Below are 11,873 nucleotides of genomic sequence, written 5' to 3' on the forward strand. Positions count from 1 at the left end.
CACGAAAAGTTCGTGAACCTGCTATCCGACGTAGCACAGAGGAAGGGAAGAATTCCCTACCGAAATCCTATCCGTGGTTTAACGGGAAGCATCCTGCTGCCAATCAATTAGTCCAATGTATATTAATTATGTGATGCCGATCCAGTATAGGACGCTAAGTTTATTGATTCAACAATAAATCTTAGCGTCCTAACGATTTGCGTGACATTGATGCGCGTGATGATTACGCGTGGGAAGTGGAGTGCTTAGACGAGCATTCTGCGCATCGTGCCGAGCGCTGCATAAAGTAACCGACAGCCGCCAGCAGGACCGTGGCCAGCATCACGCAGGTGGTGGTCAGTAGCGGGGTGGCAATCAGCGTAGAAACCGCAAGACTTGCCAAGAAACACAGACCCAACTGCAAGGTATTTTGCAAAGCCGCGGCGCGGCCGGTTGCCTGAGGGAAAGGCTTTAATGCCTGAGCCACGACAATCGGGTAGATAGCGCCGTTAGCAATGGCCATCACGCAGAACGGGATCAAAAGCGCGGTTAACGAAGCGTTCGGCACCAAACCCACTGCCCAGGTAGCAATCACGCTTACGCCAAAGAGCACCAGCAGCCAAGGTAGAAGCTGCGAGCCCTGCCATTTTTGCAGCGCCGCACGGCAACCGTATCCGCCCACCAAGAAGGCGATAGTTTGAGGCACGTAGCTCAGACCAATGACGGTTGGGCTATAGCCCATTTCATGCAGAATAAACGGTGAACCGGTCAACCAAGCGAAAAAGCTGGCAGAACAAGCGGCGTAAATCAGCACGTTACCGCGATAGTCTTTACTGCGCAGTAGGCGCATAAACGTCAGTTTGTCATCGCTGGCAACCGGCTTTTTATGCGCTGGCTTCAAGCGCAGCGTCGGCAACATCAGCAGTAGAGTGATGATGAACAGGGCGGCAAAAATGGCCTGCCAGTCAAAGTGTGCCAACAACCAGCTGCCCAAGAGCGGTGCTAAAGCCGGAGAAAGGCCGACCAGCGGCATGATGGTGGCAAAAATGCGGTTGGTACGATGTGCCGGATAGTAGTCCGTCACCATCGCCTGCCAAGTGACGGCTGCGGCGCAAACACCGACGGCTTGGACAAAACGCAGCACCAGCAGCGTGGTTCCATCGCGCACCCACAGCATGCCCAGGCAGCCGATGGCAAAAATGGTAAGCCCGGTCAGTAGAATGGGTTTACGTCCATACCGATCGGACAGCGGGCCCCAGAGAAGCTGCGCTACGGCGAAACCGGCAAGAAACAGACTCAGGCTGGCACTCACGGCAGATGCTGGCGTTTGCAGATCGTCCTGAATGGCAGCAAAGGCTGGCAGGTACATGTCGGTTGCCAGAAAGCCGAGCACGCTAAGCCCCGCGAGCCAGATTAAAAACCCTTTTCCAGGTTGCATAAATCGCCCTTTTTATCGTTAGTAAACAGTCGGGCAGAGTGTAGAGAGTGCAATAGCACTTGTGAAACGCTAATATTTGTCTCATGCATTCAAATTTTTTGTAGGCAGAAAATGTGGTCTGAATATTCTCTGGAAGTGGTTGATGCGGTTGCACGTAACGGTAGCTTTAGCGCAGCGGCGCAGGAGCTGCATCGGGTACCTTCTGCGGTCAGTTATACGGTGCGCCAGTTGGAAGAGTGGCTGGCGGTACCGCTGTTTGAAAGGCGTCATCGGGATGTTGAATTAACACCGGCTGGTGCTTGGTTTTTAAAGGAAGGCCGGTCTGTCATCAAAAAAATGCAGATCACCCGCCAGCAGTGTCAGCAAATCGCCAATGGCTGGCGAGGACAGTTGGCGATTGCCGTCGACAACATTGTTAAACCCGAACGCACTCGCCAATTAATTGTCGATTTTTACCGCCACTTTAACGATGTCGAGCTGATTGTTTCCCAAGAAGTGTTCAATGGCGTGTGGGATGCGCTGGCGGATGGACGCGTAGAGTTAGCCATCGGCGCCACGCAGGCGATACCGGTAGGTGGACGTTTCGCATTCCGCGATATGGGCATGCTGAACTGGCACTGTGTTGTTGCCAGTTCACATCCGTTGGCAAAGATGGCCGGGCCGCTGAGTGACGATGTGTTGCGCAACTGGCCATCGTTGGTACGCGAAGATACGTCGCGCTCGTTGCCAAAACGCACCACTTGGCTTCTGGACAACCAAAAGAGGGTGGTGGTGCCAGACTGGGAATCATCGGAAACCTGTATTTCAGCCGGATTGTGCGCGGCAATGGTACCCGGTCATCGGGCACAGCCATGGTTAGATAGCGGAGAGTGGGTGGCGTTGACGCTGGAGAATCCATTCCCGAAAGCGGCTTGTTGCCTGACGTGGCAGCAAAGTGACGCTTCACCGGCGCTAAGCTGGCTTCTGGATTACCTGGGGGACAGTGAGACTCTAAATGAGGAGTGGTTACGGACGCCAGCGTAAGGCGTCCGTAAGGACCATTAACGGCGGTAGTCGCGGTATGGGCCGTCCGCCACCGAGCGGCGTTCGATAAGGCGCGGATGAACCTCAATCGACTGCGACTCTTCACGCTTGCTGACGATACGGTCCATCAACATATTGAAAGCCGTTTCACCGAGCGAATCTTTAGGCTGGTGAATAGTCGTCAGTGACGGCGTAAAGAAGCGGGAGTTGCGCACGTTGTCGTAACCGATAAGTGAAATATCCTGCGGCACGCGCAGACCCATTTCATCAGCGGCGCACAGCGCGCCCATCGCCATCACATCACCGCCGCAGAAAATAGCAGTAGGGCGCGGATGCTGGGATAAGATCTGCTGCATGGCGCGGTAGCCGGATTCCGGCTCAAAGTCACCTTGAACTATCCAGTTGGTTGGGACATTGATCAGCGCTTCTTCCATCGCTTTCATAAAGCCTGCCAGACGACCAGCACCGGTGTTGCGCTCCAGTGGGCCTGGGATCACGCCAATATCGCGGTGGCCACGTTCGATCAGGTAACGACCTGCCATGTAGCCGCCTTCAAAAGCGTTGTCGATGACGGAGTCGGTAAAGTCGGCTTTCGCTTCACCCCAGTCCATCACTACCATCGGGATGTTGCGGTACTCTTCGAGCATAGTCAGCAGCGGGTCTGGGTATTCAGAGCACATCACCAATAGGCCATCGACGCGTTTTTGCGCCATCATTGACAGATAGGCTCGTTGCTTTTCCAGATTGTTCCACGCATTGCCCAAAATCAGGGTATAGCCTTTCTCAAAGCAGTTTTTCTCAACGGCTTCGATGATTTCAGCAAAATATGCAGCCTCGCTGCTGGTGGCCAACAGACCAATTGATTTGGTGTGATTGACCTTGAGGCTACGGGCAACGGCGCTCGGTGAGTAATGCAGCTCTTTGATTGCCGCCCACACGGCTTCGCGCGTATCTTCAGCGACGAAACGCGTTTTGTTAATTACATGTGATACGGTTGTAGTGGAAACGTTTGCGCGCTTCGCTACATCTTTAATTGTTGCCATTCCATCTCACTCCAGACCCAAGCCTGCCCCTGATATAATCGTAACGAAAACGTTTGCCTTTACACACCCTGGCACAATCTTAATGATTGTGATTCGCCGGGAAAACGATACAGGACGACAGGAGGGGGTCAATGGCCGGTACGCTTATAAATAAGCGTCGAATTTTGACTTATCCTGGCGCAAAGTGGAAGAACAAAAACAAACATCCTGCTAAATCTGTGAAGATTTTTATGATTAACTGTGCAAAAATGATTAAACGCAGTTTTACTGTGGTAATCAAAAGGAGAAAAATTGATGAGTACCGATCTTAAACTGTCTCTGTGCACGACTTTTGTTGCGCTGGCTCTGATCGTGGCAGCAAGCTTCACCGCTATATTGCATTAATTCCCCTGCGAGGGAGCGTCTGCTCCCTCCTGCTGATTGTTACGCATTTCGCAATAATCTTTTGCAGTTTTGTACACTTCTGTTTTTCTGTGATTAATGTCATGCTTTTGCCCTATATTGCCATATCGCGCGCAGTCGGCGGTAAAACGGAGTCATTGCATGAAAATTAACTTTCCCTTATTGGCGTTAGCTATCGGGGCATTTGGTATTGGTACCACTGAATTCTCGCCGATGGGTCTGTTGCCGGTGATTGCCAAGGGTGTCGATGTCTCCATCCCTGCTGCGGGCATGCTGATCAGCGCCTACGCTGTTGGTGTTATGGTAGGAGCTCCACTGATGACCTTACTGTTATCTCATCGTGGCCGCCGAAATGCGCTTATCTTCCTGATGACGATTTTTACCCTAGGCAACGTGCTGTCCGCAATTTCGCCGGACTACACCACGCTGATGCTTTCGCGCATTATTACCAGCCTTAACCACGGCGCATTTTTCGGCTTAGGGTCGGTGGTTGCGGCAAGCGTAGTGCCGAAACACAAACAGGCCAGCGCGGTGGCGACCATGTTTATGGGGCTGACGATTGCTAACATCGGCGGTGTGCCGGCTGCTACTTGGCTTGGGGAAACGATTGGTTGGCGTATGTCGTTTTTGGCGACGGCGGGACTTGGGGTGGTGGCTATCGTCAGTCTGTTCTTGTCTCTGCCTAAGGGCGGTAGTGGGGAAAAGCCGGACGTTAAACGCGAGCTGTCGGTGTTGGTTCGTCCGCAGGTGCTTTCTGCGCTGCTCACTACCGTGCTGGGGGCAGGGGCGATGTTTACCCTCTACACCTACATTTCACCGGTACTGCACAGCATTACCCATGCCACGTCCGGCTTTATTACCCTGATGCTGGTTTTAATTGGCGTCGGCTTCTCTATCGGTAACTATCTGGGCGGCAAATTTGCCGATCGCTCGGTGAGCGGGACGTTAAAAGGTTTTCTGCTGCTGCTGATGGTTATCATGCTGGCGATCCCATTCCTTGCGCAAACGCAAGTGGGAGCGGCGGTGAGCATGGTGGTATGGGGCGCGGCAACCTTCGCCGTGGTGCCGCCGTTGCAGATGCGGGTGATGCGCGTTGCGCATGAGGCGCCGGGGCTGTCGTCATCAGTGAATATTGGGGCATTTAACCTTGGCAATGCCTTGGGCGCTGTGGCCGGCGGTGCGGTCATCTCAGGTGGCCTGGGCTATAGCTTCGTGCCGGTTATGGGGGCGATTGTCGCCGGACTGGCGTTGCTGGTGGTCTTTCTCAGTGGACGTCGCCGGGGCGAAGAGGCGCTGGCGCAAGAGTAAAAACGAAAAAGCAGAAGGCGTGACCTTCTGCTTTTTTTGTCTCCCCGGATTACTCCGGCGATAGTGGCTTACGCCGCCAGATTTTCCGCAACAAATTTCCAGTTTACCAGAGCCCAGAAGTGCTCCAGATAGTTTGGACGCGCGTTGCGGTAGTCGATGTAGTAAGCATGTTCCCACACATCTACGGTCAGCAGTGGTTTTGCATCAGTCGTCAGCGGAGTACCCGCGTTAGACGTAGAGACGATTGCCAGAGAGCCGTCCGCTTTTTTCACAAGCCAAGTCCAGCCTGCGCCAAAGTTTTTCACTGCCGCATCGGTAAATTGGGCTTTGAACTCAGCGAAGCTGCCAAACGCTTTGTTGATGGCTTCCGCCACCGCGCCAGTCGGTTCGCCGCCGGCATTGGGTGCCAAGCAGTTCCAGTAGAAGGTGTGGTTCCAGACCTGAGCCGCGTTATTGAAAACGCCGCCTTCAGAAGTGCGCACGATCTCTTCCAGCGTTTTACCTTCAAACGCGGTGCCTTTGATCATGTTATTCAGGTTGGTGACGTAAGTCTGGTGGTGTTTACCATAATGGTACTCGAGCGTTTCCACGGAAATATGTGGCGCCAGAGCGTCTTTGGCATACGGTAATGCAGGTAATTCGAACGACATTGCTACTCTCCTTATTATAGTTTATTCACCCAATAACCTTGTATTGAGTGTGGATAGAGTAGCAAATTAAAAGGTGAGATAAAAGATAAGCTTACCCCGTTTGTTAACAAACGGGGGAAGTGTTTAACGAATGGTCTTAGGCGTGACAACGCGGCGGGCACCGACGTAATGGCGTACCCAGTAATCTTCGCTAAGTGAGGTAATTTGAATATCGCGGCCGGTGCGCGGGGACTGGATAAACTTGCCGTTACCGACATAGACGCCAACGTGGTCAGCGGTACCACGCCCCTGGGTGCGGAAGAAGACCAAATCGCCGCTTTCCAGTTCGCGACGTTCTACCGGACGTGCATCGCGCAGGTGGTACATTTCGTTTGCCGTACGGGGAATACGAATGTTCACCAGATCTTTATAAGCGTAATAAACCAAGCCGCTGCAATCGAATCCGGTACGCGGCGAGTTGCCGCCCCAGCGATAAGGTTTGCCAAGCTGGCCCATCAGTTTATTCATCGCCGTTTTTTGCGCTTTCTGCACACGAACTTTGTGCGCCTGAGCAATCGTCGTCGGTTTAGACTCGACCGGGCTGGTGGTACAGGATTTTTTATGGCCTTTACGCGCCGGCTTGCAGGTGGTCACGATGCTGGCAGTTTTGAGCGCGCTGCCTTTCTTACTGATTTTGGCGGTACGTGATGGGGAGGCTTTACGTGTTGCAGTGGCTGTTTTTTTAGCCGCTACAGGTGTGGATTTTTTCTTAGCAACGACAGCGGTGGTTTTTTTCTTCGCGTTAGATTTACTGTCCGTACTTTTTTTCTTGCGTTCACTGCCTTTTACCGGAAGCGACTTCTGCGCCGTGGGCGTTTTGGCATGCCCTGAAGCATGCGCCAACGGCGTGAATGATAGCGATGTAAACAGCAATGCACAGAGCGTGAACGACCATTTTTTTATCTGCGCCACTGAACAACCCTCTGAGTATGCAGGCTAAACATCCTTGCCTGGGTATGATTTACAAAACCCAATGATTCTAATCCATAAAAACACGAATTGTTAATAGTGTTTTTATGTCTAAAACGTTGTTTCGTTAGCAACTGCAAAAAAAAACATCGATTGATACATTTGAAGCTAAAAAATGAGCAAGTTTTTCATGCGGCTGCCGATAAAGACATATTTATAAAGCAACTTAACGCGTCAGACGATAAAATAGTAAAGCGTGAACAAAATGTTATTTTCTGTTCAGGGCCTGAAACGCTACAATGGCCAACTACTGTCGTATAAAGAAGTTTGAGGAAGCAAGATAATGAGCGAGACAATTGAAAAAATTCAGCGCCAGATCGCTGAAAACCCAATCCTGCTGTACATGAAAGGTTCCCCGAAACTGCCAAGCTGCGGTTTTTCCGCTCAGGCGGTTCAGGCGCTGTCTGCCTGCGGCGAGCGCTTCGCTTATGTCGACATCCTGCAGAACCCGGACATCCGCGCTGAGCTGCCTAAATATGCAAACTGGCCAACCTTCCCACAGCTGTGGGTTGACGGCGAGCTGGTAGGCGGCTGCGATATCATCATCGAAATGTACCAGCGCGGTGAACTGCAGCCTCTGATTAAAGAGACCGCAGCGAAATACGCTGAAGAACCGAAAGCAGAATAATCGGTTAGTATGTATAGGTGTGGGAACACACACAAAAAAAAAGCGACCGTAAGGTCGCTTTTTTTATGCTGCTATTCTTGTGCTGCTATTGGCAACGGCCAGCCGCCCAGACGTTTCCAGCGGTTCACAATTTCGCAGAATAGAATTGCCGTCTGCTCTGTATCATAGAGGGCAGAGTGGGCCTGAGTTGCATCGAAATCCATTCCGGCGGCGGTACAGGCTTTTGATAGCACCGTTTGCCCCAGCGCGAGTCCGCTGAGCGCTGCGGTATCAAAGGTGACAAATGGGTGGAACGGGTTGCGCTTTAGCGATGCACGCTCGGCGGCGGCCATCATAAAGCTATGATCGAACGTGGCGTTGTGGGCCACCATAATGGCGCGGTTACAATCGCTGTCTTTAATGCCTTTGCGCACCATCTTAAAAATAGCGTGCAGGGCGCCATATTCACTCACCGCACCGCGCAATGGGTTGTTCGGGTCAATGCCGTTAAACGCCAGTGCTTCAGGCTCAAGATTGGCACCTTCGAACGGCTCAACGTGGAAATGTAATGTCGTGTCCGGCATCAACCAGCCTTGCTCATCCATTTTCAACGTGATTGCCGCTACTTCGAGCAGTGCATCCGTTTTGGCATTGAATCCAGCGGTTTCAACATCAATAACCACGGGATAGAACCCACGAAAACGGTCGCAAAGACCATTAAGCTGTGCATTGTCGGACATCTGAATCTCTTAACTTAGAAAAAGTAGCGCGCATTATGGCAAATTTTGCCGCGGCTTGGAAACGTGGGAGAAAAAAACGGGCACCACGCGGTGCCCGGAGGGAGTTAGTTGCCAAGACCTTTGCCGGCATCTTTCTCTTCGATGAGTTCGATTTTGTAGCCGTCTGGGTCTTCAACGAAGGCGATAACCGTGGTGCCGCCCTTAACCGGGCCTGCTTCACGTGTGACGTTGCCGCCATTGTTACGGATGCGCTCACAGGCTTCAGCGGCATTGTCTACGCTCAGCGCAATGTGACCGTATGCGTTACCGAGATCGTATTTGTCCACGCCCCAGTTGTAGGTCAGCTCAATCACCGCTTCGTCACGTTCATCGCCATAGCCGACGAATGCCAGAGAGTATTTGTATTCGGTGTTTTCGCTGGTGCGTAGCAGTTTCATGCCCAGCACGTTGGTGTAAAACTCGATGGAGCGTTGCAGGTCGCCGACACGCAGCATGGTATGCAGTAAACGCATGATATCCCTCGTCCTAACTTATGAATAATGTCCTAGTATAGCGGCGGATTGCCGCCGCTATCAATGAAGGATCACAGCGTAGGGTAGTCGGTATAGCCTTCCGCGTCGCCGCCATAGAAGCTTTCTGGGCGCTGTGGGTTCAGCTCGGACTTGTGCTGCAGACGAGCCACCAGATCCGGGTTAGCAATGTAGGCACGGCCAAAGGCCACCGCATCGATTAACCCTTTCTCGATAAGATCTTCCGCTTTTTCTGGCGTATAGGCGCCTGCACCAATAATCGGACCGTGGAAACGTGCGCGTACTTTCGCACGGAATGCTTCGCTGTACGGTTCACCGCCCGCCCAGTCCGGCTCGGACATATGCAGGTAAGCAATACCGCGTTTGCCCAGTTCCTCGATCAAATACAGCGCATCGGCTTCTTCGTTCGGGCCGTTGTCGACGTTTTGGAAGCTACCAATCGGTGAAACACGGATACCGATACGGTCAGCGCCCCATTCTTTAATCCCGGCATCAACCACTTCCAGAACCAGACGCGCGCGATTTTCTACGCTGCCGCCGTACTGGTCGGTACGATGGTTAGAAGAAGGGGACAGGAACTGATGCAACAGATAACCGTGAGCGGAGTGCAGTTCAACCAAGTCAAAACCGGCTTCACGGGCATTGGCGATGGCCTGACGGAAATCGTTAACGATCCCAGGGATTTCGGCCGTTTCCAGCGCACGAGGCATAGATGTATCTACGCGAATAGCGTGACCATTTTCATCGCGCAGTGAAGTTCGGGTATTTGCACTAAGGGCCGATGGCTCAACCGGCGCTTCGCCGTTTGGCTGCAGGCTGTTATGGGAGATACGCCCGGTATGCCACAGCTGTACGGCAATGCGGCCATTTTCAGCGTGGACGCCCGCGGTGATTTTTTTCCATGCGGCAACTTGTTCTGGGCTGTGCAGACCTGGTGCGCCCTGATAGCCTTTCGCCTGTGCGGAGACCTGGGTTGCTTCGGAAATGATAAGACCGGAGCTGGCGCGCTGACGGTAATACTCGCCCATCAACGGGGTCGGAATATCACCGGGAACGATGCTACGCAGGCGCGTCAGCGGGGCCATAAACACGCGGTTTGGGGCGGTAACCGCACCCACTTTCAGTGGGGTAAACAGTTTTTCTTGCGACATGATGACTCCTAAGTAGACCGGTCGTCTAGTTGTATGATAAATAAAAACGCCGGTGATTAATCCGGCGCAGAAATCAGATTTCTGACATGCGTCAGCGCGCTTTCAAGCGGTGCGGCGTTGCGGGCCATTTTGGCCTGCAAATTTGCACCCAGCCACAGCGAGTAAAGGACCTGAGCGGTGGCATTCGCTTCACCGATGAAATTCAGGCATCCCTCACGGCGACCGTTTTCCAGCGCTTGTGCCAGCAAAACCATAATCTGGTTGGCACCTTTGTTCATTTCTGTGCGCATGTCTTCGGAAAGATCGCACACTTCAGCGGAGAGCTTTACGGTTAAACAGCCGCTAATTAAACCCTGCTGACAAAATTGAGTGAGCGTGTGCTGGTAGTAATCCAGCAGCCGGTCGCGGTAGTTACCCGCACCTTGGGTAAAGTGCTGTACTAGGCGCAGATGGTAGTCGGCAAAATGCCGTTCCAGCATCGCTACGCCAAACGCCTCTTTTGAACGGAAATAGTGATAAAACGATCCCTTCGGCACTTCGGCCGTTTTCAATAGTTCGCTCAAACCCATTCCGGTAAAACCACGGTGCATGCAAAGACGCTCGCCGGTAGCCAGAATGTGTTCACGGGTATCATGTTCAATTGATTTGCTCATGGAGCGAACTGTAATAGACCGATTGGTCTAATGCAACCAAAATTTTGAAAATGAGACTCGACGCCGACGATAGCTGAGAAAAGTTGCGCCCGGCCAATTAAACGTCTTCAATGAAAGTATCACGAGGTAAAAGGGGGCTAACGTGGCGGAGCAACTGGAGATTTTCCCGGTTCAAAGTCCGTGCCGGGGTATTTGCCAGTCCGATGAACGGGGATTTTGTCGCGGTTGTTTTCGTAGCCGTGATGAGCGTTTTAGCTGGCAAACGATGAGCGATGCGCAAAAACAGGAGGTTCTGCGACTGTGCCGTCAGCGATTGCTGCGCAAATTACGCGCGGGCAAAACGCCTGACACAGAAGAACCTCAGCAGCCCTCACTGTTTTAAGCGCAAATGTGCGTATACTCGATGCAAATTATTTATTGAGGTAGTGGTTATGGTTCAACGCATTACACTGGCGCCGCAGGGCCCGGAATTCTCTCGTTTCGTTATGGGCTACTGGCGTTTGATGGAATGGAACATGTCCGCACGCCAACTGGTGAGCTTTATCGAAGAGCATCTGGATCTTGGCGTGACAACCGTTGACCACGCGGATATCTACGGTGGGTATCAATGTGAAGCCGCTTTCGGTGAAGCGATGAAGCTGGCCCCACATCTGCGTGAGCGTATGGAGATTGTGACCAAATGCGGTATCGCCACGACGGCTAAACCGGAGCACGCGCTGGGTCACTACATTACTGACAGCAACCATATTATTCATAGCGCCGAGCAGTCTTTACGCAACCTAGCGACCGATGTGCTGGATCTGTTGCTGATCCATCGCCCGGATCCGCTGATGGATGCCGATGAAGTTGCCGAGGCATTTTTGGCGTTGCATCAGAGCGGTAAGGTTCGTCACTTCGGTGTTTCCAACTTTACTCCGGCGCAGTTTGCGCTGTTGCAGTCACGTCTGCCGTTCACGTTGTCGACAAACCAGGTCGAAATTTCACCGATCCACCAACCCACCATCCTCGACGGTACGCTGGATCAGTTGCAGCAACTGCGCGTGCGTCCGATGGCATGGTCCTGTTTGGGCGGGGGGCGTTTGTTTAATGATGATGAGTTCCAGCCGCTGCGTGATGAGCTGACAAAGGTCGCCACTGAGCTAAACGCCAGCAGCATTGAGCAGGTGGTGTATGCGTGGGTGATGCGTCTGCCGTCGCAGCCGCTGCCGATTATCGGATCAGGCAAAATTGAACGTGTCCGCTCGGCGATTGTGGCCCAGTCGCTTAACATGACCCGCCAACAATGGTTCCGTATCCGTAAAGCCGCACTGGGTTACGACGTTCCGTAATTGCTTTAATGCA

General features: G+C 52.7%; 14 protein-coding genes. 6 read left to right on the forward strand and 8 right to left on the reverse strand.

Features of this window, described 5'->3' with window-relative positions:
• Positions 1 to 223: 223 nt before the first annotated feature.
• The gene (gene punC / locus AB4K05_RS08170; protein ID WP_368479482.1) at positions 224 to 1,417 is read right to left on the reverse strand and encodes a purine nucleoside transporter PunC; all 1,194 of its coding nucleotides are present in this window, start codon (positions 1,415 to 1,417) and stop codon (positions 224 to 226) included.
• A gap of 111 nt (positions 1,418 to 1,528) precedes the next feature.
• Between punC and punR the strand changes: the two genes are divergently transcribed.
• Positions 1,529 to 2,440 (forward strand): DNA-binding transcriptional activator PunR, encoded by a 912-nt coding sequence (gene punR / locus AB4K05_RS08175; RefSeq protein WP_368479483.1) that lies wholly within the window; start codon positions 1,529 to 1,531, stop codon positions 2,438 to 2,440.
• A gap of 17 nt (positions 2,441 to 2,457) precedes the next feature.
• Here punR and purR read toward each other — a convergent pair whose 3' ends face one another.
• On the reverse strand, positions 2,458 to 3,483 hold the full coding sequence (purR, locus tag AB4K05_RS08180; RefSeq protein ID WP_368479484.1) for an HTH-type transcriptional repressor PurR: 1,026 nt from the start codon (positions 3,481 to 3,483) through the stop codon (positions 2,458 to 2,460).
• 294 nt (positions 3,484 to 3,777) lie between these two features.
• Between purR and AB4K05_RS08185 the strand changes: the two genes are divergently transcribed.
• Together AB4K05_RS08185 and AB4K05_RS08190 are read left to right on the forward strand one after the other, a co-directional pair.
• Positions 3,778 to 3,867: a YnhF family membrane protein gene (locus AB4K05_RS08185; protein WP_368479485.1), complete on the forward strand. Its 90-nt coding sequence runs from the start codon at positions 3,778 to 3,780 to the stop codon at positions 3,865 to 3,867.
• A gap of 159 nt (positions 3,868 to 4,026) precedes the next feature.
• Positions 4,027 to 5,193, forward strand: coding sequence for an MFS transporter (locus AB4K05_RS08190; protein ID WP_368479486.1), 1,167 nt, complete (start codon positions 4,027 to 4,029; stop codon positions 5,191 to 5,193).
• 68 nt (positions 5,194 to 5,261) lie between these two features.
• Here AB4K05_RS08190 and sodB read toward each other — a convergent pair whose 3' ends face one another.
• Together sodB and AB4K05_RS08200 are read right to left on the reverse strand one after the other, a co-directional pair.
• Entirely contained in the window at positions 5,262 to 5,843 is a 582-nt protein-coding gene (gene sodB, locus AB4K05_RS08195; RefSeq protein ID WP_368479487.1) for a superoxide dismutase [Fe], read from the reverse strand.
• Positions 5,844 to 5,966: 123 nt separating this feature from the next.
• A complete protein-coding gene (locus tag AB4K05_RS08200; protein ID WP_368479488.1) occupies positions 5,967 to 6,794 on the reverse strand; it encodes a C40 family peptidase in 828 nt (275 codons plus the stop codon).
• 340 nt (positions 6,795 to 7,134) lie between these two features.
• On the opposite strand from AB4K05_RS08200, the gene AB4K05_RS08205 reads away from it, so the two are divergent.
• Positions 7,135 to 7,479, forward strand: coding sequence for a Grx4 family monothiol glutaredoxin (locus tag AB4K05_RS08205; protein WP_035896299.1), 345 nt, complete (start codon positions 7,135 to 7,137; stop codon positions 7,477 to 7,479).
• Between the two features lie 71 nt (positions 7,480 to 7,550).
• Here AB4K05_RS08205 and rnt read toward each other — a convergent pair whose 3' ends face one another.
• From rnt to AB4K05_RS08225, 4 genes are all read right to left on the reverse strand, one after another.
• Positions 7,551 to 8,198 carry a ribonuclease T gene (gene rnt, locus AB4K05_RS08210; RefSeq protein WP_368479489.1) on the reverse strand — a complete coding sequence of 216 codons (648 nt, stop codon included), beginning with the start codon at positions 8,196 to 8,198 and terminating at the stop codon, positions 7,551 to 7,553.
• Between the two features lie 104 nt (positions 8,199 to 8,302).
• Positions 8,303 to 8,710, reverse strand: coding sequence for a lactoylglutathione lyase (gloA, locus tag AB4K05_RS08215; protein ID WP_368479490.1), 408 nt, complete (start codon positions 8,708 to 8,710; stop codon positions 8,303 to 8,305).
• A gap of 71 nt (positions 8,711 to 8,781) precedes the next feature.
• Positions 8,782 to 9,879: an alkene reductase gene (locus tag AB4K05_RS08220; protein WP_368479491.1), complete on the reverse strand. Its 1,098-nt coding sequence runs from the start codon at positions 9,877 to 9,879 to the stop codon at positions 8,782 to 8,784.
• 56 nt (positions 9,880 to 9,935) lie between these two features.
• The gene (locus tag AB4K05_RS08225; RefSeq protein ID WP_368479492.1) at positions 9,936 to 10,532 is read right to left on the reverse strand and encodes a TetR/AcrR family transcriptional regulator; all 597 of its coding nucleotides are present in this window, start codon (positions 10,530 to 10,532) and stop codon (positions 9,936 to 9,938) included.
• A 142-nt stretch (positions 10,533 to 10,674) separates the two neighbouring features.
• On the opposite strand from AB4K05_RS08225, the gene AB4K05_RS08230 reads away from it, so the two are divergent.
• Both AB4K05_RS08230 and AB4K05_RS08235 read left to right on the forward strand, forming a co-directional pair.
• A complete protein-coding gene (locus tag AB4K05_RS08230) occupies positions 10,675 to 10,914 on the forward strand; it encodes a DUF1289 domain-containing protein (protein ID WP_368479493.1) in 240 nt (79 codons plus the stop codon).
• A gap of 49 nt (positions 10,915 to 10,963) precedes the next feature.
• Positions 10,964 to 11,860, forward strand: coding sequence for an aldo/keto reductase family oxidoreductase (locus tag AB4K05_RS08235; RefSeq protein WP_368479494.1), 897 nt, complete (start codon positions 10,964 to 10,966; stop codon positions 11,858 to 11,860).
• Positions 11,861 to 11,873 lie beyond the last annotated feature (13 nt).

This window comes from Kluyvera sp. STS39-E (genome assembly GCF_040932435.1).
Classification (GTDB): Bacteria; Pseudomonadota; Gammaproteobacteria; order Enterobacterales; family Enterobacteriaceae; genus Kluyvera.

Bases quoted from the DNA above. Each gene is read 5' to 3' on its own strand.
- AB4K05_RS08205 (WP_035896299.1), top strand. From the start codon at position 7,135: ATGAGCGAGACAATTGAAAAAATTCAGCGCCAGATCGCTGAAAACCCA.
- AB4K05_RS08185 (WP_368479485.1), top strand. From the start codon at position 3,778: ATGAGTACCGATCTTAAACTGTCTCTGTGCACGACTTTTGTTGCGCTG.
- sodB (WP_368479487.1), bottom strand. From the start codon at position 5,843: ATGTCGTTCGAATTACCTGCATTACCGTATGCCAAAGACGCTCTGGCG.
- AB4K05_RS08190 (WP_368479486.1), top strand. From the start codon at position 4,027: ATGAAAATTAACTTTCCCTTATTGGCGTTAGCTATCGGGGCATTTGGT.
- punR (WP_368479483.1), top strand. From the start codon at position 1,529: ATGTGGTCTGAATATTCTCTGGAAGTGGTTGATGCGGTTGCACGTAAC.
- AB4K05_RS08220 (WP_368479491.1), bottom strand. From the start codon at position 9,879: ATGTCGCAAGAAAAACTGTTTACCCCACTGAAAGTGGGTGCGGTTACC.
- punC (WP_368479482.1), bottom strand. From the start codon at position 1,417: ATGCAACCTGGAAAAGGGTTTTTAATCTGGCTCGCGGGGCTTAGCGTG.
- purR (WP_368479484.1), bottom strand. From the start codon at position 3,483: ATGGCAACAATTAAAGATGTAGCGAAGCGCGCAAACGTTTCCACTACA.
- AB4K05_RS08225 (WP_368479492.1), bottom strand. From the start codon at position 10,532: ATGAGCAAATCAATTGAACATGATACCCGTGAACACATTCTGGCTACC.
- AB4K05_RS08235 (WP_368479494.1), top strand. From the start codon at position 10,964: ATGGTTCAACGCATTACACTGGCGCCGCAGGGCCCGGAATTCTCTCGT.
- gloA (WP_368479490.1), bottom strand. From the start codon at position 8,710: ATGCGTTTACTGCATACCATGCTGCGTGTCGGCGACCTGCAACGCTCC.
- rnt (WP_368479489.1), bottom strand. From the start codon at position 8,198: ATGTCCGACAATGCACAGCTTAATGGTCTTTGCGACCGTTTTCGTGGG.